Origin of the sequence: Rhizobium sp. NPDC090279 (genome assembly GCF_044769665.1) — a bacterium.
Classification (GTDB): domain Bacteria; phylum Pseudomonadota; class Alphaproteobacteria; order Rhizobiales; family Rhizobiaceae; genus Rhizobium.
On the sequence record NZ_JBIVYI010000010.1, the window covers coordinates 106841 to 132742 of the forward strand.

Genomic DNA, 25902 nt, shown 5'->3' on the forward strand with positions numbered 1-25902 from the left:
TATGCGGATCGCGTTACCGCTCTCTTAACCACAAGACGCGGAATTCGATAAGTATGCCAATTCAGGTTGCTCTAATAAACATCTTTGAGCGTGCGCCGATCTGTCGCGGCGATCCAACTATTGAATGAGATATTCAATCACAGGTAATGATCGTTACGCACGTAGCTGCCGACCGTTTTGCGGCCCCATTTTCAAAAAGAGAATCGAATGAAGACAATATCTGTGATTTCCCTAGGTCTGCTGCTGGGTGCAGGCATCGCGCTTTCCGGCTGCGTCAGTGCGCCGATCGGCGGGGCAAAGCAGACGGAGAGCAAAGGCAGCATCCGCGCCGGCAAGCGAACCCAGGTCACATCGATTTCGTTTCTGAAGCCCGATTGCACATTTGCATCCTATCCCTATACCGCCGTCGTCAAACCCAGCAGCCATGGCAAGGTTGAAATCATCCACGGCAGCGTCAAGGCTCACTTCCCAAGCGATGACCCCATGCACATGTGCAACGGCAAGCCGGCCGAAGGCACCATCGTGTACTATACGCCCGATGCCGGCTTCACCGGCGATGACCAATTCACTCTTAGAATGACAGGGTTGAATGCGGCGAACGGCGTCGCCGACCACACTCTGAAAATTCGCGTGGTCAAATAGGCGATACCCACATAAACCGTAAATGAGAAACGCCGGCGCCTATTATCATGCCGCCGGCGTAACAATCTATGTTTGCGCGTCCCGACCCGCGCTCAGAATGTCACCTTCTCCAAAGGTGCGCGCCCTGCCTCGAATTCCTTCAGCTTCGCCTCGCGCTCGGCGATGTAGTTGCGGTTATCCGGCACGGCGAACTGGTTCTTGGTGATCTGAAGCTGCATGATGAACAGCTCATCCCAGCGGAAGCCCATTTCGGAGCCGGCCAGATAGAACTCCCACATGCGGAAGAACTTCTCGTCGTAGAGCGCGACCGCATCGGCCTTGCGCGCCACGAAGCGGTTGCGCCAATGCCTGAGCGTATAGGCATAGTGCATCGGCAGGGTTTCGACGTCTCTTGTGAGCAACCCGGCCTTTTCCAGCGGCGGCGTGGTCTCGCCGATCGACGGGATATAGCCGCCCGGGAAAATATACTTCTCGATGAAGGCGTTGGTGGCAAAACTCGGCTTCGGGCGGGCGATAGAGTGCAGCAGCATGACGCCGTTATCGTCAAGCAGTTCCGACACCTTGCGGAAGAACTTGCCGTAGTCGCCGATGCCGACATGTTCGAACATGCCGACCGAGACGATGCGGTCGAACTTCTTGCCGGTCATGTAGCGATAGTCCTGCAGCTCGAAGCGAACGCGATCGGAAAGGCCGCGCTTGGCCGCCCGCTCGCGCGATACTTTCAGCTGTTCTTCGCTGAGCGTGATGCCTGTCACGTCGAGGCCGGGATAGGCCTCGGCGAGATACATGGCCATGCCGCCCCAGCCGGAGCCGATCTCCAGCACCTTCTGACCGGGCTCGACCAGCAGCTTGGCAGCGATATGACGTTTCTTGGCCAGCTGCGCTTCGTAGAGGCTGATGCCGGGCGGATTGAAATAAGCGCAGGAATATTGCCAATCCTCATCCAGGAAGAGATCGAACAGTTTCGCCGACAGGTCATAGTGGTGCGCAACATTGTATCTGTTGCGGTTGATCGGCGAGCGGCTCTTGATTTGCTGCCAGGCGATGCGGCCGATCAGCAACACCGCCATGCGCAGATCGAAGATCTCATTGGTGGTATTCTGCTTCACCAGCGACAGGAACTCGTAAATGTCCCCCTGCTCGAGGATGAAGCGGCCCTCCATGTACATTTCGCCGAGCTTGAGCGTCGGATCGCGGGCAACGGCATCTTCCGCCTGCTGATCGGCAAAGCGGGCAACGACCGTCTCTCCGGTTCCGTCGCCGACCATATGGGTCTCGCCGGACGCGAGTGTAAGCCTGAGTGAACCTTTACGGATGATTTTCTTGACGAGAGGAAAAAGTGTCGACGCCATGGACGCCCCGAATGTTATGACATGACATTAAGGAAGACTTTAACGCCTCACAGCCTTGTGGCAAGCTCACCTTCTCTCAGTCATTGGCACTCTGGCAACAACTCTGCCAGAGTGTGGCATTCTTGCACGAAGTTCCGCTAAGTCCTTATTTTCGTTTAAGTGCATCGGCCAGGGCGGCGCCAAAGCTACCCTGCTGCTCGGTCTTCGGACGGGGGGTTCCTTTAGCGCCAGCGTTGCGCGCACCGCCCTGTTCGCGCGACTCCCGCCCGGATGGGGCTGCCACAGTGTCGCCATCTTTGCGCATGGAGAGGCCGATTCGCTTACGTTTCGCATCGACCTCCACAACCCTCACCTTCACCACATCGCCGGCCTTGACGACTTCGTGTGGGTCCTTCACGAAACGGTCGGCCAACTGCGAAACGTGTACCAAACCGTCCTGATGGACGCCGATATCGACGAAAGCGCCGAACGCGGCGACATTGGTCACGGTTCCCTCCAGCAGCATTCCCGGTTTCAGGTCGCTGATCTCGTTGACGCCTTCCGCGAAGGTTGCGGTCTTGAAGCTCGGGCGCGGGTCACGGCCCGGCTTTTCCAATTCGGCGATGATGTCGCGAACGGTCGGCAAGCCGAACTTGTCGTCGATGAACTGCCTGGGGTCGACGGCCTTCAGCGTCACCGTATCGCCCATCAGCGCGCGTAGATCGCGGCCGCAGGCGGCGACGATCTTCTTGGCGACGCCATAGGCTTCGGGATGCACGGAGGAAGCATCCAGCGGCTCCTTGCCGTTGGGAATGCGCAGGAAGCCGGCGCATTGTTCGAAGGTGCGCTGGCCGAGGCGGGCGACCTTCAGGAGATCGCGGCGGGTCGCGAATGCACCCTCGCCGTCGCGATGCTTGACGATCGCATCGGCGATCGACGAACCAAGGCCAGAGACGCGGGCAAGCAGCGGCGCCGAGGCCGTGTTCAGATCGACGCCGACGGCGTTCACCGCATCTTCGACGACTGCGTCCAGCGAGCGCGACAGCTTCAGCTGGTCGACATCGTGCTGGTACTGGCCGACGCCGATCGACTTCGGCTCGATCTTCACCAATTCGGCCAGCGGGTCCTGTAGGCGGCGGGCGATGGAAACGGCGCCACGCAGCGAAACGTCGAGGCCGGGGAATTCCAGTGCCGCTGTTTCAGAGGCGGAATAGACCGATGCGCCGGCTTCGGAAACGATGACCTTGGTCGGCTTCGGGGCTGGCAGCTCGGTCAGCATATCGGCCACCAGCTTTTCGGTCTCGCGGCTGCCCGTGCCGTTGCCGATGGCGATCAGCTCGACCTTGTGCTTGCGGGTAAGCGCCGCCAGCGTCGCCTGCGCGCCGCGCACATCATTCTTCGGCGGGAAGGGATAGACCGTCGCCGTTTCCAGGAGCTTGCCGGTGCCGTCGACAACAGCCACCTTGACGCCGGTGCGGATGCCGGGATCGAGGCCCATGGTGGCACGCGAACCGGCGGGAGCGGCCAGCAGCAGATCCTTCAGATTGCGGGCGAAGACGTGGATCGCCTCTTCCTCCGCCCTCTCCCGCAACTCTCGCATCAGGTCAAGCGATAGCGACATGGAAAGCTTCACGCGCCAGGTCCAGCTCGCAACCTCGGTCAGCCAGCGGTCACCGGGCCGGCTTGCGCCGATATCGTAAGCCGTGGTGACCATGCGCTCGACCGGCTTGTTGGGCGAGACGGCATCAGTGTCGACCTCGATATTCAGCGTCAGGACCTCTTCGTTCCAGCCGCGCAGCATGGCGAGCGCGCGATGGCCCGGCGCCGTTGCCCAACGTTCCTGATGCGCAAAATAATCCGAGAACTTCGCGCCGGCCTCCTGCTTGCCGTCGACGACGGCGGCTTTCAGGGTCGCAGTGGTCTTCATGTAATTACGCAGCTTGCCGAGCAGATCGGCGTTCTCGGCAATGCCTTCGGCGATGATATCGCGCGCGCCTTCCAGCGCCGCCTTCACGTCTGATACCTCGGCGGTGATGAAGCCTTCGGCAAGAACGGCGGGCTCTTTCGAACGATCGGCGAGGATCGTATCGGCCAACGGGCCAAGGCCGCGCTCCCTGGCGATCTCGGCACGCGTGCGACGCTTCGGCTTGTAAGGCAGATATAGATCTTCCAGTTCGGATTTGGTGGCGACGATCGCGACCTTGCCCATCAGCTCGTCGGTCATCTTGCCCTGGCCGGTGATCGATTCGATGATCGCGGCGCGGCGCGCTTCCAGTTCGCGCAGATAGACAAGCCGTTCGGCCAGGTTGCGAAGCTGCGTGTCATCGAGGCCGCCGGTGACTTCCTTGCGGTAGCGGGCGATGAAGGGCACGGTTGCGCCTTCGTCCAGCAGCTCAATGGCGGCCTTGGCCTGATCCGGGCGAGCATTGATCTCAGCGGCGATGGTTGCAGCAAGGGAACGGATATCGGCGGCCATTGTGACTCTCTGAACTGGACAATCGTAAAGGGGACCATAAGCACGATCCCGCTGGTATAAGAAACAGTTTTCGACGCGGATCATGTCATCCGGCAGGGGAGCTGCGATCTCGCGTCCAAACCGCATTCCGCTTTAGCCATAGAAAAAGGCGTGGCAATGTTACCAGGCAAACCTCCACAGGATTTGACGCTTGACCTTTGGCCCAACCCCGCTTAACCGCGCAAAGGGATGCAACGAAAGGGCAAGCCATGAGAGTTCTGTTGATCGGATCGGGTGGACGCGAGCACGCGCTGGCGTGGAAACTGGCGCAATCGCCTCTCCTGACGGAACTTTCTGCCGCGCCCGGCAATCCGGGCATCGCAGAACATGCGACACTTGCTGCGCTTGATATCGACGATCATGACGCCGTCGTGACCTTCTGCAAGGAAAAGGCCATCGACTTCGTCGTGGTCGGTCCGGAGGCGCCATTGGTCGCGGGCATTGCCGATGCGCTGCGCGCCGCCGGCATCGCCGTCTTCGGCCCTTCCGCTGCAGCGGCCCAGCTCGAGGGGTCCAAGGGTTTCACCAAGGATATCTGCGCCCGCTACGATATTCCAACCGGCGCCTACCAGCGCTTCAACAATGCGCCAAAGGCAAAGGCCTATGTCCGTGCGCAGGGCGCGCCGATCGTCGTCAAGGCGGATGGCCTTGCGGCAGGCAAGGGCGTCACAGTGGCGATGACCATCGATGAAGCGCTTGCCGCGATCGACGATTGCTTCGAAGGTGCATTCGGCGAGGCCGGCGCGGAGGTGGTGATCGAAGCCTATCTGGATGGCGAAGAGGCAAGCTTCTTCTGCCTCAGCGACGGCAAGCATGCGCTGGCGCTGGCAACCGCGCAGGACCACAAGCGCGTCGGCGACGGCGATACCGGCCCGAACACCGGCGGCATGGGCGCCTATTCCCCTGCTCCCGTCATGACCCCGGACATGGTCGAGCGCACCATGAAGGAGATCATCGAGCCGACGATGCGCGGCATGGCGGAAAGCGGCCATCCCTTCTCCGGCGTCTTCTTCGCCGGGTTGATGATCACCGCCAAAGGTCCCGAACTGATCGAATACAATGTCCGCTTCGGCGATCCCGAATGCCAGGTTCTGATGATGCGGCTGAAGAGCGATCTGCTGCCGCTGCTCTTTGCCTGCGCCAACGGCACGCTGGACCAGGTAACGGCCGAATGGAGCGACGACCCGGCGCTGACCGTCGTGATGGCCTCGAAGGGCTATCCGGGCGCCTATGCCAAGAACACACCGATCGCGGCACTACCGGCCGACGGCGATGGCAAGAAGGTGTTCCATGCCGGTACAGGCTTGAAGGACGGCGTCCTCGTTGCGACCGGCGGCCGGGTGCTGAACATTACAGCAGCCGGCAAGACTGTAGGCGAAGCAAAAGAGCGCGCCTATGCCCTGGCGAGGGAAGTGAAATGGGATAACGGCTTTTATCGCAACGATATCGGCTGGCGTGCGGTGGAGCGCGAAAAGTAAACGTCACTGTGCTTCTACAGTTGCAAGTCCATTAAATATTTACCTAATCTCCTGACGGGATGGAAATAAAGCGACGCTAATATCTTCGTCACTATAGACGGAGTTCTTTGTTATGCGTTCCTTCTTCCTGACCTTGGCATGCGTATTGGCCGGCGGTTCCGCCACGGCCTCGTCGATCCAACCGGTCGACGGCACGATGATCGGCGGCAGGGGCAGCATTGTCGACAAGAGCTGCGCCGAATGCCCTCCGCTCAAGCCCAAAGTGACGGAAAGGGAATATACCGTGCCCACGCTGACGGCGGGCACCCAGTCGATCGTCGTGCGCAACGTTGACGGCGAGAAGAAAGTATTGCGCACCGAGGCATGGATGGGCGGCTCACCCGTGGTGTTCGTGAGCAAACCAACGCCCGAAGCTCTTGCCGCTGCAGGCGAACCAGCCGACGGCATCGACATGGCGGCCAAGACGGCAGCCCTGCCGGAGCCCGCACCGCTCGATCTCTCCGGCTTTCAGCTTCGTCAGTAACCGGAACATCCCTTTGCCGGCCGACTTGACCACCGGCCCCAATAGTCTTCAGCTGCATCCCCTTGGTCTAAAATAATATTCGAATATTATAAAATATAAACTGGACTTATCCCGGATATGAGTCAAGTCATTCGCGAGTCTAAGTAAGTATTACTTATGCCAAAGAAGCATATCTCCGGTTTCATTGTCAGAATGAATGCAACCAACCCCCTGCAATTAAAGCTTTTTTAGACATAAACAGCGATTTTACTACTCACCGGACAGCAGCATGTCATTCGAGCGGCGGCAAGCGTATTGAGGATCTCTCAGGCGATCGCACAGGTGGTAGGATACCGCACCGGTATTCACTTACCTGTGGGAGATGTTATGAAGAATCTCAAGATCGCACATCAATTATTTGCCCTGCTTGGCGTCCTCATGGCCGCCTTTGCCGTGGCAACCTATTTTCAAATTCGGTCGCAAGCCGATTCTATCTATGACGATCGCTTCGACATGCTGCGCACGCAGGTCGAATCCGGCATTTCGGTTTTGAACCAATATTATCAGCGCGAAAAATCCGGCGAGATGACGCATGAGGCCGCCCAGGCCGAAGCATTCAAGGTGCTGTCGCACGTGAGCTTCGCGCCGTCAGGCTATCTCTTCGGTTTCGACTACAATGTGATCCAGCGCATTCACCCGAGCCCGGTCAATATCGGCAAGGACATGTCCTCGCAGGTCGACAAGAACGGCACCCATTTCAGCAAGGAAATGGTCGAGAAGGGTATCAAAGGTGGTGGCCGCACCATCTATTACTGGAACAAGCCCGGCCATCCCGACAGCGACTTCTTCCTGAAGGGCAGCTATTCGGCGGCCTTCGAACCCTGGCAGCTCGTGCTCGGCTGCGGCGTCTACATGGACGACCTGCAGGGACAGATCAACGCTACCTTATGGCGCGCCCTGCTGATCTGCGGCATCGTCTTTGCAATCGGCCTCGGCGCCGCCGTGTATTTCATCCGCGGGATCACAAAGCCGCTCGCCGATGTCCACGCCGCCCTCAAGGCCGTTGCCGACGAGGACGTGACGGTGGTTATCCCACATGTCGAAATGCGCAACGAAATCGGCCTGATGGCCAAGGCGACCCAGGCACTGCAGGAAAAGGTCCGCGAACGCCACGCCCTTTCGGATCGCCAGGCAGCACAGGAACTCGAAATCAGCAACGAGCGTGAGCAGAACCTGCGCCAGCAGCAGGATGAGGCACGCGAACAGGCCCGCGTCGTCTCCGTCATCGGCAAATCGCTCGAGGATCTCGCCAGCGGCGACCTCACGGTGCGTTGCGGCGATCTCGGCGCCAGCTATGCCGGCCTTCGCAACAACTTCAACGAGGCACTGTCGCATCTCGAAGCCGCTATGGGTCGCGTCAATGCCAAGGGCAACGACATCGGCCTCAGCAAGGAAGAGATCCGTCGCGCCTCCAACGAACTGTCGCAGCGCACCGAGCGCCAGGCCGCAAGCCTGGAAGAGACCTCGGCTGCACTCGACGAGCTCACGGTCGCCGTCCGCCAGACGGCGGAAGGCGCCGATGAGGCCAGCAAGCGCGTTCATGCCGTCAGCGCGGAAGCATCGCGCAGCGATGCCGTGGTTGCCCAGGCAATCGAAGCCATGAGCGGCATCGAGAGGTCTTCGTCGGAGATCGGCAAGATCATCGGCGTCATCGACGAGATCGCCTTCCAAACGAACCTGCTGGCGCTCAATGCCGGCGTCGAAGCCGCCCGCGCCGGCGAATCCGGCAAGGGCTTTGCCGTCGTCGCCCAGGAAGTGCGCGAACTCGCCCAGCGTTCCGCGGCAGCCGCCAAGGAAATCAAGGACCAGATCGCCCGCTCCTCCGGCCAGGTCGACCAGGGCGTCCGCCTCGTCGGCGAGGCAGGCGAAGCGCTGAAGCGCATCTCGGACCAGATCAAGGCTGCCAACGAGATCGTCTCGAAGATCGCTCACAGCGCCTCCGAGCAGGATACGACGCTGCGCTCGATCTCCTCTTCGATGAACCAGCTCGACGCAGCAACCCAGCAGAACGCCGCCATGGCGGAGGAGACGACGGCATCGGCCGAGACGCTCGCCGCCGATACGGAAGACCTGCTGGCCCTCATCCGCGGCTTCCGCGTCAACGATAGCCATCCGGCAATGGATCATCGCCGCCGCGCCGCCTGAGCGAGGCAGGCCACAAAGAGAAACCGCCGGGCTTAGGTCCGGCGGTTTTCGTTTAAGCCCCGATCGATTGCTTCAGTCCGCGGTCTTCAGACGCTCGACCAGCCTGTCGATCTCGCGGTCGGAATAAACCTTGATGCCGGCCTGCTTGAGCAGCGCCGCCGTGACGCCTCGGCCATTCTGCCGGCGGCCGGAAAATGAGCCGTCATAGATGAAGCCGGAGCCGCAGGATGGGCTGCCGTCGATCAGCAGCGCATAGCGGCAGCCGGTTTCCTTTGCGAGCGCCAGAGCATTTTCCGCCGCCTGAAGAAATGACGCCGTGACGTCACCGCCGCTGATCTCCATCACGCGCGCAGTGCCGGCAAGCACATCCTCGCCGGTGGCGCCGCCGGCAATCTCGGCCGGCGGTCTGGGTACAATCATGCCCGCAGACATTTCCGGACAGATCGTCACCAACAACCCCTCCTCACGCCAGCGATCGATCGCCGGATGCACGAGTGGCTTGGAACGGCCGTCATAGCGGACGGCATGGCCCATAAGGCAGGCGCTGACGAGGATCTTTCCGGTCATCGCGCCTCCATGCCCTATCCAGCGATCTTCGAGAAATCGGCGACGGTGCCGGTTGCGGCGCGGATCAGGCGCAGCAGCGCCAGACGATTGGCACGGATGGCGGCGTCCTCATCATTGACGAGCACATCCTCGAAGAAGCGGTCGACGGGCGCGCGCAGCTTGGAGAGCGCTGCCATGGCGGAGCGGAAGTCTTCCTTGGCGATCGCATCGGATGCCTCGGCGGAAGCGGCCTTGACGGCTGCGAACAGATCTCTTTCGGCATCGAGCTTCAGCAGCGCTTCCGAGACGCTATCGGCAACAACCGTGCCCTTTTTCTCTTCGGCAGCCAGAAGCTGCGTAGCGCGCTTGGTGCCAGCCAGCAGGTTCTTGCCATCCTCGGACGTGATGAAGGCGGTCAGCGCCTCGACGCGGCGGGCGATCATCAGGAGGTCATCGGTCTCCGGCGTCAGAACCGCGTCGATCAGGTCATGGCGGGCGCCGAGATCGCGCAGATAGACCTTGAGGCGATCATGGAAGAAGGCCAGCAGATCGGCATCCCCAGTCGCTGTCAGCAGCGGCAGGCGCACGCCGCGCTCAAGCAGGATACGGACGACGCCGAGGGCGGCGCGGCGCAGCGCGTAGGGGTCCTTCGAGCCAGTCGGCTTTTCGTCGATCGCCCAGAAGCCGACGAGCGTGTCCAGCTTGTCGGCGAGCGCGACCGTGATCGCAACCTTGTCCTCGGGGACGCGGTCGGAGGGGCCCTGCGGCTTGTAGTGATCCTCGATCGCCGTTGCCACGGACGCGTTCTCGCCCTGCAGCGACGCATACTTGCGGCCCATGACGCCTTGCAGCTCGGGGAATTCGCCGACCGCCTCGGTGCGCAGGTCAGCCTTGGCCAGCACGACGGCGCGATCGACCAAAGCGGCATCGGCGCCAGTGATCTTGGCAAGGTCAGCGGCCAATGCACGGATACGGGTGACGCGCTCGCCCTGGCTGCCGAGCTTGGCATGGAAAGTAACACCAAGCGCATCGAGCTTGGCCATGCGCTGGTCGAGCGGCTTGTTCAGATCGAGACCGAATTTCGCGGCGGAGGCTTCCAGCATTTCGAGATCGGGCAGATCGCCCTGATCGCGCTTCCAGAAGTGCAGCGCGTCGGAAAGACGGGCACGCACGACCTTGCCGTTGCCGTGGATGATTTCCTTGCCGCCGTCCGTCGCCTGGATATTGGAAATGAGAATGAAGCGGTTGGACAGGGTCTCGCCGGCCTGCGGGCGCGTGACGAAACACTTCTGATTGGTCTTGATGGTCAAACGGATGATTTCGGATGGGATCGAGAGGTAATCTTCCTCGAAGGAGCCCATCAGCACCTGCGGCCACTCGACCAGGCCGGACACTTCTTCCAGTAGGCCCTCGTCCTCGACCAGTTCGAGGCCATTGGCGAAAGCGACATCGCGGGCATCGTGCAGGATGATATCCTTGCGGCGCTCGGCATCGAGGATGACCTTGGCCTTTTCCAGGCTCGAGACATAGTCATCAAAACGCTTGACCGTGATGGCCTCGGGCGCATGGAAGCGATGGCCATAGGTGACGTTGGAGGCGACGATGCCGTCGATCTCGAAGGGGATGACGACGGTCTCTTCGTGCTCGGTGCCGAAGGTGCAGACGATCGACTGCAGCGGGCGCACCCAGCGCAGCGAGCCGGGCCTGGCCGACGCCTTGCCCCAGCGCATGGATTTCGGCCAGGGAAAATTTCTGACGATATCGGGCATCACGGCAGCGACGATGTCTTCCGCCGAGCGACCCGGCTTGGAAATGATCGCGACGTAGAAGTCACCCTTCTTCGGGTCGCTCTGCACCTGCGCTTCGGAAATGGACGAAAGGCCGGCACCGCGCAGGAAGCCTTCGATCGCCTTTTCATTGGCGTCGGTGCGCGGACCCTTGCGCTCTTCGCGAATATCGGCCGAACGCGCCGTCAGGCCGCGAATATCGAGCGTGAGGCGCCGCGGCGTCCAGTATTCCCTCGCACCTTCATAGGAAAGACCCGCCTCGACCAGGGCATCGGTCACCAGCTTCTTCAGATCGCCGGCAGCCTTGCGCTGCATACGGGCGGGAATTTCCTCGGAGCGGAGTTCGAGAAGGAGATCGGGCATGTTAGGGTTCCTCACCCTCCCCTTGAGAGAGAGGGTCGGCACGGCGTGCCGGAGTGGGGTGAAAACAGTCGGCCTCTGCTAGCAAAATTTGCCGCTGCTGCACAATGGCAAATATCGTATCCAGAACAGCCCCGACCTCTTCCATGATCTCGGCATTCCAGAATCGGACGACATGGTAGCCCTGGCTTTCCAGAAAGGTCGTGCGCTCGGCATCGTAACGCCTTGCCGCGTTTTCCGCATGCTGGCTGCCGTCGAGCTCGATAATCAAGCCGATCTGATGACAAGCGAAATCAGCGAAATAGCGCCCGATTGGGACTTGGCGTCGAAAATGCGTCCCTTCGATCGGAATGCGCCATAAATGCTTCCAGAGCTTGGCTTCGGCATCGGTCGCATCGGCGCGCAGACGCCGGCTGTTGGCGATTTTGAAGCGATCGAGCTTGGAGGGCTCTTTGGGCACAGGATCTCCGTGTTGTTCAGACAGCGAAATTGATGCATCGGGACGAACACCTCCCCCTTGAGGGGGGAGGTCGCCGCAAAGCGGCGGGAGGGGGTGATCATTGCCTAACTTCAGAGGTTGCCACAATTACCCCACCCCGGCCTACGGCCGACCCTCCCCCTCAAGGGGAGGGTGTCTGCTCACCAGCCGCCGCCGCCTCCACCGCCACCGCCACCACCGGAAAATCCGCCGCCACCTCCGCCTCCGCCGCCAAAAGCCGATGACGAACTGGAGACCGGGGCGGGAATGGTCGAGGCGATGGTGGATGCCATGGACGACGAGAAATCGCCTATGGTTCCGCCGATGTTGCCGGGGTTGAAATTGCCGGAATACCAGAGTGGCGCGTAGGCGGCGGCGACAGTCGCGCCAGCTGCGGTAGCGAGCCAATTCTCGAAAGCGTTCGACCAGGGCCTTTCGACGCCGAGCGCGACCGCATAGGGCAGCAGCTTTTCAAAATGCTGCGGCGACATCTGCGGCGCGCCCTGCATGTTCATCCGGTCGCGTTCGGCGAGCGTCAGATATTGCCGGAGGCCGGCGATGCCATCCATCATCCTGCGCCCGAGCGGCGTCGGCGCGCCCATCAGGAAGTAGAAGACGACGTTGAGCGCAAAAATGCCGACGATGCCGGCCGTCAGCGGCAGCAGGCCCGCCTCCCACAGCGGCATGACTGCAGCGCCAAAGCCGTTGACGACAGCGGATACCAGGATGAAGCCGAAGAAGGCGCAGATCAAAACGGAAATGATGCGCTGGCCGAGACCGGCATTATGGCGACGGAATCTCCGGCCGATGATGTTGGTAAAGATCGTCACGAAGATCGACAGGAAGCCGGGCATGAGGATCAGCGGCAAAGCATTTTCATGCAACCGGCCGAAAATGATGATGGATGCCAGGATGAGGATCGACAGGGCAATGCCGGCGATGACGTAGAGCGAATTGGCCTTGTAATATTCGTTGCGATGGTCGCGCTCGATCGCGCTGCGGAATTTCGAGCCGAGCCGCTGCACCGCCTCGCCATTTTCCTTGTCGATGACAAGCGGCGAGAATGGACCGACAGCCTGCATAAGCACCTTGTCGCCACCACCCAGATCGCTGCCGGCCTTGCCTGTGGGGCGGACAACCACTTTTCCCTTGAGATCGTCGAGAATGACATAGCCGCGCACGGCAAGATCGATCGCCGTTGCCGAGAATGCCGTCCAGCTGGAGCTGGCAAAACCCCTGTTGTCGATATAGTTGACGAGTGCCGGCGAGATGCCCTCGGGCGGGTCCCAGCGCGGAACCATGACGCCCGGTGGAGGATCGCGGCCGACTGCAATCCAGCTGCGCATGTAGTAGGCAAACAGCAGGATCAGCCCGCCGATCGCGATGATGGTGTCGAGATGATCCCGGAGGAACCAGCCCCATTGCCGGCTACCGCTCGGCGGTGCGATCGCCCCCTTTGCAAGCTTGACGGCGATCGTCAGGCCCTCGGCCATGGCGAGCGGCCGTGTCGTGACGAAGGTTACGGTGTTACCCTGCGCACTCGCGCTGGCATTTTTGCCGTCGGCGCCGAGCGGGCCGGTGAAGAAGGCGAGTTGCTGAGGCTGCACGCCATCAGGCAATGTCACGACCGCCTTGGCATTGAGGATCGGGAACACCCAGCCATTGCCGGTGACGTTCCAGTAAAGCTCGTCGTGATCGTCGAAGTAGCGCATCTGACGGTTGGTGTCGTAGGCGATGCGGAACGTATGCGGGCCTGGGTTCAGGATACGATCAGCGTTGCCAATATAGATACGCTCGCCGCCCTTGATACGCTCGCTGCGCCACTCCTCCGGTTGCCCATCGCGCTCGACGGACACGACCTTGAAATCCACCTCGATCTCGCGGCCGCTGGCATCGGTCATCGTCAGCGGGAAATCCCGGAAGATGCCGCGGCGGATCGCACGACCCTCCGCATTCACCGAGATCGTCTCGACCACCCGCATGGAGCCGTCGCGATGCAAAGCAATTGCCTGATCGAAATTGGAGATGAGTTCGGCCGCCGTTACAGCCGTTGCGCATAGCAGCAGGCACAGAGCCAGGAAGAACCCGCAAAGCCGTGTCATCACTCCCCCAAAGGATGGCCGCGACGCCGCTACCGGCGCCGCTTCAGGTCAGGAACATGTCCGCGCCCAGCCTTGCTTGAGATGGCGGAGCGTCAGTCTTCGTAAGCGACACCAAGCGAAGCCAGCACGTTCCAGTAGGACGGGAAGGTCTTGGCGACGCAATCGGGGTCGAGAATGGTGATGCCACCGATCTTCAGGCCGGCGAGTGCAAAGCTCATGGCGATGCGGTGATCGGCAAAACTGTCGATTTCGGCCGGCAGAACCTTGCCCGCGAGGCCCGGGTCGGAAGCAACGATCAGATCGTCACCCTCTTCGATGCCGAGGTTCGGCACGATGCGCGACAGGCCGCTCGACAGCGCCCGGATGCGATCGCATTCCTTGACGCGCAGGTTCTCGATGCCGACGAACCGCACCGGCGTCTCGTTGAAGGCGGCAAGAACGGCAAGCGTCGGGATGGCGTCCTGCATCTGCGAGCCGTCGATGACGGCGGGCAGGTGCGGGAATTTCGAGATGAAATCATAGGCCCGCGCATCCGGCTGCGAGAATTCCGTTGCCGGCGTGCCGAGATCGATCTTGCCGCCGCTCAGGACTTCCGCCGCCCAGAGGTAGGTCGCGGCCGAGGCATCGGGCTCGATGAGGAAATCGGCGGCCTGATAGCCCGTGGCCTCAACGCGCCAGGCGACGGGACTCATGCGCTCGACCTTGCCACCGAAAGCGCGCATGGCCGCAACCGTGAGATCGATATAACCAAGGGCACCGATATGCTCGCCGAGCAGTTCGACATCGACGGCGCGATCGCCGCCGGCAGCCATCATCAGCAGCGCAGACACATACTGGCTGGAAAGGCCACCATCGATCTGAACGCGGCTTGCCTCGAAGCGGCCAGTGCCGTTGATCGTCACCGGCGGGCAGCCGGTCTCCGTCGATGCGTCGATCCCGAGCGAGCGGAGTGCGTCGACCAGCGGGCCGATCGGCCGTTTGCGCATATGGGCATCGCCGTCGACCACGACCTTGCCGTCAACCAGTGCGGCAGCAGCCGTCAGGAAGCGTGTCGCCGTGCCGGCATTGCCGAGGAAAAGCGGCTCGGACGGCGCCGTCAATCTGCCGCTGCCCGTCACGATGAAGGTCGTCGCATCAGGCTCGTCGATCGTGACACCCATGGCGCGCAGCGCTTCAGCCATATAGCGGGTATCGTCACTCTTCAGCGCGCCGGTCAGCCGGCTCGTGCCCTTGGCAAGGCCTGCCAGCAGCAGCGCGCGGTTGGTGATCGACTTCGACCCCGGCGGCATGGCGCGGCCGGTCAGCGGCTTGCCTGGCGGGATAATCGTGAGTTTGGCTCTACCCATCATCATTCTCTTTGGTCAGTCAGGAAGGCGGCCGATGGCCGTCGGTCGGCTTCCTTTACCGCCTTGCACGAAAAACCGATAGCGGGAATCTCAGAACTTTACCGTGGGAACGGCGCGATCCGCTTCGTTTGATATCTCGAAATAGGCCTTCTTGACGAAGCCGAAGGGGCCGGCAATGAGATTGTTGGGGAAGGTCTCGACCTTGACGTTCAGATCGCGCGCGGCGCCGTTGTAATAGCGGCGCGACATCTGGATCTCGTTTTCCGTCGTCTCCAGCGATTGCTGCAGTTCGACGAAGCCGGTATTAGCTTTCAGGTCGGGATAGGCCTCGGACACGACCATCAGACGGCCAAGCGCCTGGCTGAGGATGCCCTCGGCGGCGGCACGACCGGCAACGTCGCCAGCGGGCACGGCCTGGGCCGCAGCGCGCGCCTGTGTTACTTCCACGAGCGTCTTGTTCTCATGGCCGGCATAGCCTTTGACCGTCTCGACCAGATTGGGAATGAGATCGGCGCGGCGCTTCAACTGGACGTCGATGCCGGACCATGCCTCTTCGGCCACCTGGCGCGCGCGAACGAGACCGTTGTAGATGAAGACGACATAGAGTGCTGCCAGCACTATGATTGCTAGAAGAATATACATCTCGAAACCCCCGGGGCGACTGCAACCGCAGGGACACTAGGCAGATTTGCCGGCAATGTCACCCGGCTTTAGCAGCAAGGGGGCGCTTGGGGTTGCACCAGCGACGCTCAAACTCGGGGAAATTCGCTTCAGAACCGGTCGAGAAGCACAACTGGCGAACCCCAGCCTTTTGAGGAGCGCGCATGCCGCCCACTCCGTCCGCTTTTCGCGCTCAGGCCGCCTGATGGTTCCAGTTGATGCCGCCGGCATCGGTCAGCAGGAAGGCCTCGCCACAAGCCTTGGCGAGCGTGCGCACGCGCAGGATGTAGCTCTGGCGCTCCGTCACCGAGATGACGCCGCGGGCGTCGAGCAGGTTGAAGACGTGGCTTGCCTTGATGCACTGGTCATAGGCCGGGAAAACGCATTTGTGCAGGCGATGGTTTTCGCTGTCACCGGGCGCGCCGGCCGCCAGCAATGCCTGGCATTCCTTCTCGGCATCGATGAAATGGCGATGCAGCATCTCGGTATTGGCATATTCGAAATTATGCCGGGAATATTCCTGCTCGGCCTGCAGGAAGACATCGCCGTAGGTGATCTTGTCTTCACCCTCGAGGCCGTTGAAATTCAGATCATAGACGCTGTCGACGCCCTGAACGTAGGTCGCGAGGCGCTCCAAGCCATAGGTCAGCTCGCCGGCGACCGGCGCGCATTCGATGCCGCATACCTGCTGGAAATAGGTGAACTGCGACACTTCCATGCCATCGCACCAGCATTCCCAGCCAAGACCCCATGCGCCGAGCGTCGGGCTTTCCCAGTCGTCCTCGACGAAACGGATGTCATGCAGAAGCGGATCGAGGCCGATCGCCTTCAGCGAGCCGAGATAGAGCTCCTGCAGGTTCGGCGGATTGGGCTTCAGGATCACCTGATATTGATAATAGTGCTGCAGGCGGTTCGGGTTCTCGCCATAGCGACCGTCGGACGGGCGACGGGACGGCTGGACGTAGGCCGCGCGCCACGGCTTCGGGCCTAGCGAACGCAGCGTCGTCGCCGGATGGAACGTGCCGGCGCCGACTTCCATGTCGTAGGGCTGCAGAACCGCGCAACCCTTGTCGGCCCAGTAATTGTGCAGCGTCAGGATCAGCGCCTGAAAGGAGCGCTTCGGGTTCATATGGTCGGGCACGTTGGCAGTCATGGGGATCAGCTACTATCTGCTTGGTGTAGGTTGGCGCGACAGGTGCCACGATGGAAGACAGGGGTCAAGAGATGACGTATAGATAGCGCTACGCGTCTCCACGCCGCTTTGGAGAAGACAATGAACATAAAAACCGAAATCACCCTATCGGAATACCATCTTCGCCTTGCGGAAAAGATGGTCGAGGAAGGCGCATTTCCATCGATTTCCAGCCTCGTCGAAGCTGCAATCGAACAGATCGATCAGATAAAGCACCCTGGTGATGCGGTTTCCGGCATGGCGGACGAAATCCGCCGGCGGATGGAGTTGCCTGAAGATCAATGGATACCGCTGAAGGGCGACACTTTATTCGATGACGTACGCGCCCTCATCCGCAAGAAGATGGACGAGAAGCAGGATGGCGTATGAGATTCGTCGCCATCCCCTTGTTCGGGAAGACCTTTTTAGTATCACAATATTGATTGGCGAATATGCGGGCTATGACATAGCCGAAAGCAAGATCGAGCAAATCGAAAAGAAGCTCAATTCATTGACCGATTTTCCCTATATCGGAACAACGCGCGATGACATCCATCCCGGTTTACGCGCCATTCCCGCAGCGGAAAAAGCGGTCATCTGTTCAGCGTCAATGAAGAGACAGCCATCGTTAACGTCATCTGCATCAGCTATGCGGGCGCTGATTGGGGAGATCGGGTAAAGAAACGACGCTAACGTTTTCATCATGTCGCGCATTAGCCTCTTCACGATTGAACGTCCAATCGACCGGCAACTTCAGTCTGAACATCCTGAGCTTCTCCAGTATCTTGAGCCGCTCGTCGTTGCTGGTCGCCACCGCTACTCATCCTCGCGCTTTACATGATACTCGCCGGTCTTCGGGTCCTTGACCAGCGTTCCCATGGCGCCAGTGCGGCGTTCCGTTTCGGCGCGGCGCGATTTCTCCGCGAGCCTCCGGGCATCGCGGACGAAGCGCCGATACAGCAACCAAAGACCGCCGACGGCGACGATGAAGAAGATGATCTGGGGCATTACCCAGCGCTCCCGATTACAATCCGTACCGGCCCCACAATGCCTTTTCCTCTGCCGCTTCCGCAAGTCCGGAAGCAAGCCCGGCGCCGAGACCGTCCATGCCCGAGAGCGAAACGCCCGGAGTACGCCGGCCGAAAAGACTGCGTGGCGTGGTCACCAGCACAAGCTTGACCTTGTCGCCGAAGCGCTTCCGCAATTCCTGGCGCATGTCGCCGAGGCCGTCGATGAGGCCGAGCTCCAGTCCGCGCCCGCCCGTCCAGAACAGGCCGGAAAACACGGTTTCGTCCGCCGAGAGCTTTCCTGTGCGACGCTCGAGCACCATGTCGATGAAGACTTTATGGATTTCGAGCTGGAGACTCTTCAGATATTCGATGTCCTTTTCCTTCTCCGGCTGGAAGGGATCGAGGATCGCCTTGTTCTCGCCGGCGGTATAGACGCGGCGCTCGATGCCGATCTTCTTCAACAGCTCCGGGAAACCGAAGCCGCCGGAGACGACGCCGATCGAGCCGACGATCGAGGTTGGGTCGGCAATGATTTCATCGCCCGCCAGCGCGATCATGTAGCCGCCGGATGCTGCGACATCCTCGACGAAGACCAGAACCTTCTTGTTTTTCTCGGCCGCCAGATCGCGAATGCGATTGTAGATCATCCGCGATTGCACCGGAGAGCCGCCCGGCGAATTCACCGCGATGGCGACCACCGGCGCGGTCTTCATGTCGAAGGCCTTTTCCAGGGCCTGCGAGACACCCGCGAGATTCAGCGATTGTCTGAGCGGACCGCCGCCCGCCGAAATGACGCCGCTCAGTCGAACGACGGGTATGACCAGACTTTCCTTGCGAAACCGCTTCGGAAGCATGCGCTTGAAAAACCCAACCATTCGTCACCTTGAATCATGATGTTTGCTGCCCGTGATGTATGCATGGAAACGGCAAACGCAACATCGCCGATCGCATTTCATCTCCGGATTTGTGCATAAGTGAAGGGCTATCGGCGTGGATATGGGGCACGCCCATTGTTCATATCGTCGACGAAATCGGAGAATTTATGCGTCCCCTCGCCGTGCATGATCAGCGGCGCTCGCAGCGCCAGCCTTGCTTTCGATCCCTTTATGCCCGTCACCAGAATGCGCACCGCATTCTCGCCTTCACGCGGATGGATCGGCGTAATTTCGATACCACCGAAGCGCCGGCCACAGGCAGCGATGATCTCACCGATCGATTCAGGCCTTGCGATCAGCGAAAGCTGGCCTCCGGGGATCATGATCGCGCCGGCCGTGCGTATCCATTTCTCGAACAGCCCATCCGTCATCGCATGCGCTTCGGCCTTCAGCGCATCGGGTGTCAGCCGGTCGCTGGCATCGTTGAAGGGGGGGTTCATAATGACGTGGTGGAAGGTGTCATCGATCAGGCCGGCCTGGTTGCGGTCCTTGCCGATCAGTGTCACGTCGGCCTCGATGACCGAGACGCGGTCGGCAAAGCGTGCGTTTTCCGGCAGTTTAAGGCTCTTGCGGGCAAATTCGGCCATGTCGGACGAGCGCTCGAACAGCACCACCTCAGCGCCGTCGAGCCGCGACGCCACGGCCATTCCGGCCGCTCCCGCTCCCGCACCGAGATCGGCCACGCGGATTGCGCGCTCGTCGGCAACCAACGCCGCCAGCAGCATGGCATCCATGCCGGAACGATGCCCTCTGCCCTTCGGCTGGACGATATGGAAAGCGCCGCGATGAAAGGCATCGATGGTTTCGGAGACATTGCCGGTCATGGCAAAACCTCAGCTACGCGCCGGGCGGAGCTCGTCGCCGAGACCGGCATCGATCAGGATGCGACGGGCCTGATCGGCGCGCTCTTCCTCGACCAGAAACCGGCGCGGCAGCATGCCGAGCGAGCCCTCCAGAATGCTCATCGCCTGATCGGCGACAAAGCAATGAATCCCCGCATCCTTCATCAGACTCTCCGCAAAGGAGAGAAGGACGGGATCATTTGTGCGGATCAGCTCGTGCATAAGCCTTGAGTTTCCTGTCAAATTTACGCGACGAGACAATTCGCCTCTTGCCGCCTCTTTCGCCCCTTCTTATGGTGCTTTGCAGAAAATGAACAGGAGTCCGGATCGTTGGGCGTCGTGATACCGCTGGAAGAAAGCAAGAATAAACTGGCATCCATCAAGCCATTGGTGGATCTGACCAAGGCGGACATGGAACGCGTCAATCAGCTCATCCTGTCCAAGGCCGGCTCCGATGTCCAGATGATCCCCGAGGTTGCCGAGCACCTCATCTCGTCCGGCGGCAAGCGCCTGCGGCCGATGCTGACCATCGCGTCGGCAGCGCTCTACAACTATCAAGGCGACAACCACATCAAGCTCGCGACCTCGGTCGAATTCCTGCATACGGCGACGCTGCTGCACGATGACGTGGTCGATGAAAGCGATCTGCGCCGCGGCAGATCCACCGCCCGCATGATCTGGGGCAACCAGGCAAGCGTTCTGGTCGGCGACTTCCTGCTCGGCCAGGCCTTCCGCATGATGGTCGAAGTCGGCTCGCTCGAAGCGCTCGACGTATTGTCCTCGGCCGCCTGCGTCATCGCCGAAGGCGAGGTGCTGCAGCTCTCCGTCTCCAAGAACATGGAAACGACCGAAGACGATTATCTCTCGGTCATCCGCGCCAAGACCGCGGCACTTTTCGCAGCTGCGGCCGAAGTCGGCCCGATCGTCGCCAATGCCGGCAAGGCGGAGCGCAACGCGCTGAAATCCTATGGCACCAATCTCGGCCTCGCCTTCCAGCTCGTCGACGACGCGCTCGATTACGGCGGCAAGGCTGCCGATCTCGGCAAGAATGTCGGCGACGATTTCCGCGAAGGCAAGATTACGCTTCCGGTGATCCTTGCCTATCGCCGCGGCACCGAGAAGGAACGCGCCTTCTGGCGCGACGCCATCGAAACCGGCAACAACAGCGACGAGAATCTCGAAAAGGCCCTCGGCCTGATCACGAAATATGGCGCGCTGACCGACACAATCGCCCGTGCCGTCCACTATGGCACCATCGCCCGCGACGCTCTGGCGCCATTGCCGGAAACGCCTTGGAAATCAGCACTTCTGGAAGTGATCGATTTCTGCATCGAACGCGTTAATTGACAGCAGCGGCCCGAATTTGTTGCAGGGCCGCTTCAAAAAAGCCATCCTGTTGTGAATCAGTTGACACGAATGCGTTATGCCGCCGGCGACTTCGCTGGCCGTCCCTCGATGAAAGGCTTTCTAATGCGGCAGAGACTTGCCATCCGTTTCCTCTCGGGCGTAGCCTTGGCGGCGATCCTTTCGGTGTCCGCCCTGTCTGGCGCGCGCGCAGAGGACAAGCCGGCGGCACCGGAAGCCAGCGCTCCGGTCACTTCTTTCGATCCGGATAGCGTCGATACTTTCTCGGGCGCCTTCCTGGCCGCCCGTACCGCCGATGTCGATCACGACTACGACACCGCCATCGCGCTCTACAAAAAGGCGCTGATGATCGATCCCAGCAATCCGGAAATCCGTCAGCGGCTGATGATCTCGCTGCTGCTCAACGGCAATCTGGAAGAAGGCGTCAAATACGCCAACGAGCTGAAGAACGATCCGTCGGTCGAGCGCGTTACCACGATCGTACGCGGCATGGACGCCATCCGCCGCCATGAATACCGGACGGCGCAGGAAATCCTCAAATATAACGGTCCGAACGATCTCGACCGGATGATGACCAACCTGCTCTCCGCCTGGGCTCGCGCCGGTTCCGGCCGCGGCAAGGATGCGATCGCGATGATCGACAAGATGAAGGGCCCCGATTGGTTCAACATCTTCAAGAACTATCATGCCGGCGCCATTGCACTGACCATAGGCGATCTGAAATCGGCCCGCTCGCACCTCAATGACGCCGTCCTCGACAAGACGGGCGGCGCGACGGCTCCCGACACCTTCATGCGCGCCGTCATGGCGCTCGCACGCCTCGAAGCCAAGGCCGGCGACAAGCAGAAGGCTCTGGATGCGATCTCGGTCGGAGACAATCTCGTCAGCAATTATGCGCCGCTGAATGCGCTGCGCGACAGCATCACCAAGGGAGATACGCCCGACCAGCAGGTGACCAATGCCAGCGAGGGTGCTGCAGCCGTGCTCTTCACCATCGGCGCCGCGCTGAACCGCGATGGCGCAGAGGATGTGGTCTCGCTCTACCTGCAAATTGCCAATTCGCTCGACCCGAAGGCGGCCGACACGCTGGTTCTGCTTGGCGGGCTGGCCGAAAAGCAGGAGCAGACCGACCGCGCCATCGCCTTCTACAAGAAGGTGCCTGATAATTCGCCGATGGCCCGCATCTCCGAGCTGCAGCTCGGGCTTGCGCTCGCTCAGGCCGGCAAGGTGGACGATGCGCGCAAGCATCTGAAGGCGCTGATCGATTCAGATCCCAACGATGTCCGCAGCTATCTCGCCTATGGCAGCGTCCTTTCCGACGCCAAGGACTTCCAGGCCATGGCCGACAATTACGACAAGGCCGCGCAGATCATCGGCCCGGCGCCGAAGCGCAGCGATTGGGCCGTGTTCTTCCAGCGCGGTATCGCCTACGAGCGGCTGAAGAAATGGGCCGATGCCGAGCCGAACTTCAAGAAGGCTCTGGAGCTGAATCCGGACCAGCCGCAGGTGCTGAACTATCTCGGCTACTCCTGGGTCGACATGAACATGAACCTCGACCAGGGCCTGAACATGATCAAGAAGGCCGTCGATCTCAGGCCGGATGACGGCTACATCGTCGATTCCCTTGGCTGGGCCTATTTCCGGCTCAACCGTTTCGACGATGCGGTCAACGAACTGGAGCGGGCCGCACAGCTGAAGGCCGGCGATCCGACGATCAACGATCACCTCGGCGACGCCTACTGGCGCGTCAATCGCAAGCTCGAAGCCGTCTATCAGTGGAACCGGGCACTGGCGTCGAAGCCGGAAGAGGCCGATATTCCGAAAATCAAGGAAAAGGTCGAAAAGGGCTTGCCGCCGCTCGATACCGACGCGAAGACGGTCGACAAGAGCAAGCAGCCTGATCCAGCGCCCGCGCCCTCGCCCGACACGAACGCTCCGGCGCCGGTCGACAAGAAGTCCTAAGACTTCCGATGAACGGGATCTTGGCAGCGGGCGATTTCGACCTCACGGAAGAAGCGCCCGCAAAGATCAATCTCGCGCTCCATGTCACCGGCCGTCGCGCCGATGGCTATCACCTGCTCGATATGCTTGTCAGCTTTGCCCGGCATGGCGACCGTCTCGGCTTTCGCCAGGGCGAGTGTGACGAATTCAGCCTTTCCGGGCGCTTCGCTCCGCTACTATCAGCCGATGCCGAGGCCGGCGACAATCTGGTGCTCAAGGCGCGCGATCTCCTCCGACAGGCGGCCCATGCGGCAGGCTTCGCCGCACCCGCCGTTCATATCCACCTGGAAAAGAACCTGCCGATCGCATCGGGAATCGGCGGCGGCTCGGCGGATGCGGCCGCGACGCTGCGCGGGCTGCTGCGGCTATGGCGCCTTGAACTCCGGGACGAAACGGTTGGGGCGATCGCCTTGAAACTCGGCGCCGATGTGCCGATGTGCCTTGCCAGCAAGCCGCTCGTCGCACGAGGGATCGGCGAGACAATCGAGTTGCTGCCGGCTTTTCCGTCCTTTCCCATGGTTCTCGGCAATCCGCTCGTCGGCGTCTCCACGCCGGAGGTCTTCCGAACGTTGTCCCGCAAGGACAATCCGCCATTGCTGTTTCCATCGCAGATGCCGCGAGGATTTGGCGAATGGATCGACACGATCAGGAACCTGCGCAACGATCTCGAGCCACCGGCGCGCGCGATCTGCGGCGAGATTGCTGCTCTTTCCGGCCTGATCGAAAGCCAGTCCCCGATCGTGACGCGCATGTCCGGCTCCGGCGCGACTTGTTTCGGCATCTTTGCCGATATCCAACGGGCGAAGGAAGCCGCAGCCTCGCTTCACAGACAGAAGCCGGACTGGTATTTCCAGGTAACGGAGACGATCACGGGAGAGGTATGATGGCAGGTTCAGTCAACGAGAGATCGTTTATTCCCGTCGGCATCGCCGTGCTGACCGTTTCCGACACGCGCACGCTCACCGACGACAAATCCGGCGACACGCTGGTTGCGCGCATCGCCGACGCCGGCCACAGATTGGCTGCCCGCGCCATCGTTCCCGATGACAAGGAACGCATCCGCGCGCAGGTGGAGGTCTGGACGAAGGACGATGCGATCGACGTCGTCATCACCACAGGCGGCACGGGCTTTACCGGCCGCGATGTCACGCCCGAGGCGCTGGAGCCTCTGTTCGAGAAGCGGATGGACGGCTTTTCCGAGGTCTTTCATCGCATCTCCTATGACAAGATCGGCACGGCGACGATCCAATCGCGAGCAACCGGCGGCGTTGCCAACGCCACCTTCATCTTCGTGCTGCCGGGCTCGCCCGGCGCCTGCAAGGATGCCTGGGACGGCATCCTCAAAGCGCAGCTCGACTATCGCCACATGCCCTGCAATTTCGTGGAGATCATGCCGCGCCTCGACGAGCATCTGAAGCGCGGCACCGGCTCCAGATAGATCTCGCGCGTCCGCCGGATCTTATCAGCCTGCTATGCCTTCGGTCCCTGCAATGTAGGAATTTATTCCCATTTATCGCCGCTGAGGATGATGCAGCTGCGGCCCGAGGCGTCGCTCATCAGTAATGTCCAGTTGCCGCTTTCGGCTGTGTAGATCTCCATGATCGTATTGGGATCGAGCTTGCCGACGGCCGAGAGCTTTTCCGACAGGTGGTCACCAAGAAAAGCGACGATATCGACGCGCTGGGCGCAGGCGAGCGTTGCCTGGGAGGCGGCGACGCCGGGATAAAGGATTGCGGTTGCCACGAGGGCGGTTGTCGTGAGGCGGGTGAACATCGTGCGTTTCATAACGCACCTCCTTTAGCCGGTATCCCGGCGGACAAAGGGTGTTCCGCTGACCTGTTCCGCCTGATATCGGCATCTTCATGGTCGGTCGCCTGACGCGACACGCGAGAGGTGCCGCCACAACCGAATTATCGCAGCTATTTGCCGCTTTTCAAATGGAATCTCGGAAAGGACGGGAACGGAGCCTATCGCGCCGCTCGCGCCACCCAGGAGGGGATGAGCTCGCTTGAAAGCCGCCGGCCTTTCCGCCCTTTGGCGAACTCCGACAATTGCATGCCGGTTTTCGCGACGGAGATGGCCTGATGCTTGGAAAGCAGCAGGCCCAGCTCCAGCGGTGGCGCGCTGCGCCCGATTCGCTTCAGAAAGGGGCGACGATAGCCCCGCGAGGCCGTGAACCGCGCCGGGAGCTTGTTCAGAGAGACATATTCGGCGATCTCATCGATCCAGCCCGCTTGCGGTCGCGCACCCGGCTCTACCAGCAGCAGCCAATCACCACGCGCCGAGCGCAATATGTCCTTGATATCCCATTGTGAATAGAACCGGCAGCCCGCCGCGTCCGCCACCTTTGAAGTGCCGTCCCGCGAGCCGTGATCGAGCACGACCACATCGCAGACCAGCCCTTCGACCGCGCCTGCCACCAATGCCGCCAATGTCTGCGCCAGCTCGGGTTCGTGATCCTGGCATTCGATGATGACCGTCAACATTGCCCATTTATAGAGCGGCGCACAATTTTTTGCCAGCGCATAAGCCTCGAACTCGGCTATTTGAGGAAAGGCTTACGCATGGACGGCAAGCGCTGTCAGGACCTCCCTAAATTCAGAGGACACACGGACAAGCGTGGTGC

General features: G+C 61.0%; 25 protein-coding genes. 10 read left to right on the plus strand and 15 right to left on the minus strand.

From position 1 onward, the window contains the following. Window positions 1–207 precede the first annotated feature (207 nt). Window positions 208–642, plus strand: coding sequence for a hypothetical protein (locus tag ACIQWP_RS24410; protein ID WP_402793169.1), 435 nt, complete (start codon window positions 208–210; stop codon window positions 640–642). Window positions 643–734: 92 nt separating this feature from the next. On the opposite strand, the gene ACIQWP_RS24415 is transcribed toward ACIQWP_RS24410, so the two are convergent. Next, the gene (locus ACIQWP_RS24415) at window positions 735–1994 is read right to left on the minus strand and encodes a class I SAM-dependent methyltransferase (RefSeq protein WP_402793171.1); all 1260 of its coding nucleotides are present in this window, start codon (window positions 1992–1994) and stop codon (window positions 735–737) included. Window positions 1995–2139: 145 nt separating this feature from the next. Further along, on the minus strand, window positions 2140–4449 hold the full coding sequence (locus ACIQWP_RS24420; RefSeq protein ID WP_402793173.1) for a Tex family protein: 2310 nt from the start codon (window positions 4447–4449) through the stop codon (window positions 2140–2142). Between the two features lie 248 nt (window positions 4450–4697). Between ACIQWP_RS24420 and purD the strand changes: the two genes are divergently transcribed. The 3 genes from purD to ACIQWP_RS24435 all read left to right on the plus strand — a co-directional run bounded on the left by purD (window position 4698) and on the right by ACIQWP_RS24435 (window position 8673). Further along, complete coding sequence (gene purD / locus ACIQWP_RS24425; protein ID WP_402793176.1) at window positions 4698–5966, plus strand: phosphoribosylamine--glycine ligase; 1269 nt, start codon at window positions 4698–4700, stop codon at window positions 5964–5966. Between the two features lie 112 nt (window positions 5967–6078). Continuing rightward, window positions 6079–6489: a plant virulence effector HPE1-like domain-containing protein gene (locus ACIQWP_RS24430; protein WP_402793178.1), complete on the plus strand. Its 411-nt coding sequence runs from the start codon at window positions 6079–6081 to the stop codon at window positions 6487–6489. Between the two features lie 366 nt (window positions 6490–6855). After that, the gene (locus tag ACIQWP_RS24435) at window positions 6856–8673 is read left to right on the plus strand and encodes a methyl-accepting chemotaxis protein (RefSeq protein WP_402793180.1); all 1818 of its coding nucleotides are present in this window, start codon (window positions 6856–6858) and stop codon (window positions 8671–8673) included. 72 nt (window positions 8674–8745) lie between these two features. On the opposite strand, the gene ACIQWP_RS24440 is transcribed toward ACIQWP_RS24435, so the two are convergent. The 7 genes from ACIQWP_RS24440 to ACIQWP_RS24470 all read right to left on the minus strand — a co-directional run bounded on the left by ACIQWP_RS24440 (window position 8746) and on the right by ACIQWP_RS24470 (window position 17105). Next, the gene (locus ACIQWP_RS24440; protein WP_402793182.1) at window positions 8746–9240 is read right to left on the minus strand and encodes a DUF523 domain-containing protein; all 495 of its coding nucleotides are present in this window, start codon (window positions 9238–9240) and stop codon (window positions 8746–8748) included. Between the two features lie 14 nt (window positions 9241–9254). Beyond that, on the minus strand, window positions 9255–11369 hold the full coding sequence (gene glyS / locus ACIQWP_RS24445; RefSeq protein WP_402793184.1) for a glycine--tRNA ligase subunit beta: 2115 nt from the start codon (window positions 11367–11369) through the stop codon (window positions 9255–9257). Between the two features lies 1 nt (window position 11370). Continuing rightward, on the minus strand, window positions 11371–11952 hold the full coding sequence (locus ACIQWP_RS24450; protein ID WP_402793186.1) for an endonuclease domain-containing protein: 582 nt from the start codon (window positions 11950–11952) through the stop codon (window positions 11371–11373). Between the two features lie 53 nt (window positions 11953–12005). Next, entirely contained in the window at window positions 12006–13949 is a 1944-nt protein-coding gene (locus ACIQWP_RS24455; RefSeq protein ID WP_402793188.1) for a DUF2207 domain-containing protein, read from the minus strand. Window positions 13950–14038: 89 nt separating this feature from the next. Continuing rightward, window positions 14039–15295 (minus strand): 3-phosphoshikimate 1-carboxyvinyltransferase, encoded by a 1257-nt coding sequence (locus ACIQWP_RS24460; protein WP_402793190.1) that lies wholly within the window; start codon window positions 15293–15295, stop codon window positions 14039–14041. Window positions 15296–15382: 87 nt separating this feature from the next. Beyond that, on the minus strand, window positions 15383–15934 hold the full coding sequence (locus ACIQWP_RS24465; protein WP_047640410.1) for a LemA family protein: 552 nt from the start codon (window positions 15932–15934) through the stop codon (window positions 15383–15385). A gap of 211 nt (window positions 15935–16145) precedes the next feature. Then, on the minus strand, window positions 16146–17105 hold the full coding sequence (locus ACIQWP_RS24470; protein ID WP_402793193.1) for a glycine--tRNA ligase subunit alpha: 960 nt from the start codon (window positions 17103–17105) through the stop codon (window positions 16146–16148). A gap of 120 nt (window positions 17106–17225) precedes the next feature. Here ACIQWP_RS24470 and ACIQWP_RS24475 point away from each other — a divergent pair, with 120 nt between their 5' ends. Both ACIQWP_RS24475 and ACIQWP_RS24480 read left to right on the plus strand, forming a co-directional pair. Next, on the plus strand, window positions 17226–17513 hold the full coding sequence (locus ACIQWP_RS24475) for a hypothetical protein (RefSeq protein ID WP_402793195.1): 288 nt from the start codon (window positions 17226–17228) through the stop codon (window positions 17511–17513). Then, window positions 17503–17802, plus strand: coding sequence for a type II toxin-antitoxin system RelE/ParE family toxin (locus tag ACIQWP_RS24480; RefSeq protein WP_402793197.1), 300 nt, complete (start codon window positions 17503–17505; stop codon window positions 17800–17802). Before ACIQWP_RS24475 ends, ACIQWP_RS24480 begins: the two co-directional genes overlap by 11 nt. A gap of 137 nt (window positions 17803–17939) precedes the next feature. Here the strand turns inward: ACIQWP_RS24480 and ACIQWP_RS24485 are convergent, their stop codons facing one another. The 4 genes from ACIQWP_RS24485 to ACIQWP_RS24500 all read right to left on the minus strand — a co-directional run bounded on the left by ACIQWP_RS24485 (window position 17940) and on the right by ACIQWP_RS24500 (window position 20132). Next, window positions 17940–18131, minus strand: a complete 192-nt coding sequence (locus ACIQWP_RS24485; RefSeq protein ID WP_402793199.1) for an NfeD family protein — start codon at window positions 18129–18131, stop codon at window positions 17940–17942. A gap of 16 nt (window positions 18132–18147) precedes the next feature. Further along, complete coding sequence (locus ACIQWP_RS24490) at window positions 18148–19008, minus strand: S49 family peptidase (protein WP_402793201.1); 861 nt, start codon at window positions 19006–19008, stop codon at window positions 18148–18150. 107 nt (window positions 19009–19115) lie between these two features. Beyond that, complete coding sequence (locus ACIQWP_RS24495; protein WP_402793203.1) at window positions 19116–19892, minus strand: tRNA1(Val) (adenine(37)-N6)-methyltransferase; 777 nt, start codon at window positions 19890–19892, stop codon at window positions 19116–19118. A 9-nt stretch (window positions 19893–19901) separates the two neighbouring features. Continuing rightward, window positions 19902–20132, minus strand: a complete 231-nt coding sequence (locus ACIQWP_RS24500; protein WP_402793205.1) for a DUF2007 domain-containing protein — start codon at window positions 20130–20132, stop codon at window positions 19902–19904. Between the two features lie 108 nt (window positions 20133–20240). On the opposite strand from ACIQWP_RS24500, the gene ACIQWP_RS24505 reads away from it, so the two are divergent. From ACIQWP_RS24505 to moaB, 4 genes are all read left to right on the plus strand, one after another. After that, complete coding sequence (locus ACIQWP_RS24505; RefSeq protein WP_402793207.1) at window positions 20241–21257, plus strand: polyprenyl synthetase family protein; 1017 nt, start codon at window positions 20241–20243, stop codon at window positions 21255–21257. Window positions 21258–21380: 123 nt separating this feature from the next. Further along, window positions 21381–23237, plus strand: a complete 1857-nt coding sequence (locus tag ACIQWP_RS24510) for a tetratricopeptide repeat protein (protein WP_402793209.1) — start codon at window positions 21381–21383, stop codon at window positions 23235–23237. Window positions 23238–23245: 8 nt separating this feature from the next. Next, window positions 23246–24160 carry a 4-(cytidine 5'-diphospho)-2-C-methyl-D-erythritol kinase gene (locus tag ACIQWP_RS24515; RefSeq protein WP_402793211.1) on the plus strand — a complete coding sequence of 305 codons (915 nt, stop codon included), beginning with the start codon at window positions 23246–23248 and terminating at the stop codon, window positions 24158–24160. Next, complete coding sequence (gene moaB / locus ACIQWP_RS24520; protein WP_402793213.1) at window positions 24160–24714, plus strand: molybdenum cofactor biosynthesis protein B; 555 nt, start codon at window positions 24160–24162, stop codon at window positions 24712–24714. The genes ACIQWP_RS24515 and moaB overlap by 1 nt, the downstream gene beginning before the upstream one ends. Window positions 24715–24776: 62 nt before the next feature. On the opposite strand, the gene ACIQWP_RS24525 is transcribed toward moaB, so the two are convergent. Continuing rightward, window positions 24777–25061 carry a hypothetical protein gene (locus tag ACIQWP_RS24525; RefSeq protein WP_402793215.1) on the minus strand — a complete coding sequence of 95 codons (285 nt, stop codon included), beginning with the start codon at window positions 25059–25061 and terminating at the stop codon, window positions 24777–24779. A 182-nt stretch (window positions 25062–25243) separates the two neighbouring features. Next, window positions 25244–25762 (minus strand): glycosyl transferase, encoded by a 519-nt coding sequence (locus tag ACIQWP_RS24530; protein ID WP_402793217.1) that lies wholly within the window; start codon window positions 25760–25762, stop codon window positions 25244–25246. Window positions 25763–25902: the final 140 nt, after the last annotated feature.

Excerpts from the sequence above, each read along its gene's own strand:
- purD (WP_402793176.1), top strand. The coding sequence starts at position 4,698 with ATGAGAGTTCTGTTGATCGGATCGGGTGGACGCGAGCACGCGCTGGCG.
- ACIQWP_RS24500 (WP_402793205.1), bottom strand. The coding sequence starts at position 20,132 with ATGCACGAGCTGATCCGCACAAATGATCCCGTCCTTCTCTCCTTTGCG.
- ACIQWP_RS24490 (WP_402793201.1), bottom strand. The coding sequence starts at position 19,008 with ATGGTTGGGTTTTTCAAGCGCATGCTTCCGAAGCGGTTTCGCAAGGAA.
- glyS (WP_402793184.1), bottom strand. The coding sequence starts at position 11,369 with ATGCCCGATCTCCTTCTCGAACTCCGCTCCGAGGAAATTCCCGCCCGT.
- ACIQWP_RS24530 (WP_402793217.1), bottom strand. The coding sequence starts at position 25,762 with ATGTTGACGGTCATCATCGAATGCCAGGATCACGAACCCGAGCTGGCG.
- ACIQWP_RS24410 (WP_402793169.1), top strand. The coding sequence starts at position 208 with ATGAAGACAATATCTGTGATTTCCCTAGGTCTGCTGCTGGGTGCAGGC.
- ACIQWP_RS24430 (WP_402793178.1), top strand. The coding sequence starts at position 6,079 with ATGCGTTCCTTCTTCCTGACCTTGGCATGCGTATTGGCCGGCGGTTCC.
- ACIQWP_RS24415 (WP_402793171.1), bottom strand. The coding sequence starts at position 1,994 with ATGGCGTCGACACTTTTTCCTCTCGTCAAGAAAATCATCCGTAAAGGT.
- ACIQWP_RS24510 (WP_402793209.1), top strand. The coding sequence starts at position 21,381 with ATGCGGCAGAGACTTGCCATCCGTTTCCTCTCGGGCGTAGCCTTGGCG.
- ACIQWP_RS24465 (WP_047640410.1), bottom strand. The coding sequence starts at position 15,934 with ATGTATATTCTTCTAGCAATCATAGTGCTGGCAGCACTCTATGTCGTC.
- ACIQWP_RS24440 (WP_402793182.1), bottom strand. The coding sequence starts at position 9,240 with ATGACCGGAAAGATCCTCGTCAGCGCCTGCCTTATGGGCCATGCCGTC.
- ACIQWP_RS24495 (WP_402793203.1), bottom strand. The coding sequence starts at position 19,892 with ATGACCGGCAATGTCTCCGAAACCATCGATGCCTTTCATCGCGGCGCT.
- ACIQWP_RS24515 (WP_402793211.1), top strand. The coding sequence starts at position 23,246 with ATGAACGGGATCTTGGCAGCGGGCGATTTCGACCTCACGGAAGAAGCG.
- ACIQWP_RS24475 (WP_402793195.1), top strand. The coding sequence starts at position 17,226 with ATGAACATAAAAACCGAAATCACCCTATCGGAATACCATCTTCGCCTT.
- ACIQWP_RS24480 (WP_402793197.1), top strand. The coding sequence starts at position 17,503 with ATGGCGTATGAGATTCGTCGCCATCCCCTTGTTCGGGAAGACCTTTTT.
- ACIQWP_RS24420 (WP_402793173.1), bottom strand. The coding sequence starts at position 4,449 with ATGGCCGCCGATATCCGTTCCCTTGCTGCAACCATCGCCGCTGAGATC.
- ACIQWP_RS24525 (WP_402793215.1), bottom strand. The coding sequence starts at position 25,061 with ATGAAACGCACGATGTTCACCCGCCTCACGACAACCGCCCTCGTGGCA.
- ACIQWP_RS24470 (WP_402793193.1), bottom strand. The coding sequence starts at position 17,105 with ATGACTGCCAACGTGCCCGACCATATGAACCCGAAGCGCTCCTTTCAG.
- ACIQWP_RS24485 (WP_402793199.1), bottom strand. The coding sequence starts at position 18,131 with ATGCCCCAGATCATCTTCTTCATCGTCGCCGTCGGCGGTCTTTGGTTG.
- ACIQWP_RS24460 (WP_402793190.1), bottom strand. The coding sequence starts at position 15,295 with ATGATGGGTAGAGCCAAACTCACGATTATCCCGCCAGGCAAGCCGCTG.
- moaB (WP_402793213.1), top strand. The coding sequence starts at position 24,160 with ATGGCAGGTTCAGTCAACGAGAGATCGTTTATTCCCGTCGGCATCGCC.
- ACIQWP_RS24435 (WP_402793180.1), top strand. The coding sequence starts at position 6,856 with ATGAAGAATCTCAAGATCGCACATCAATTATTTGCCCTGCTTGGCGTC.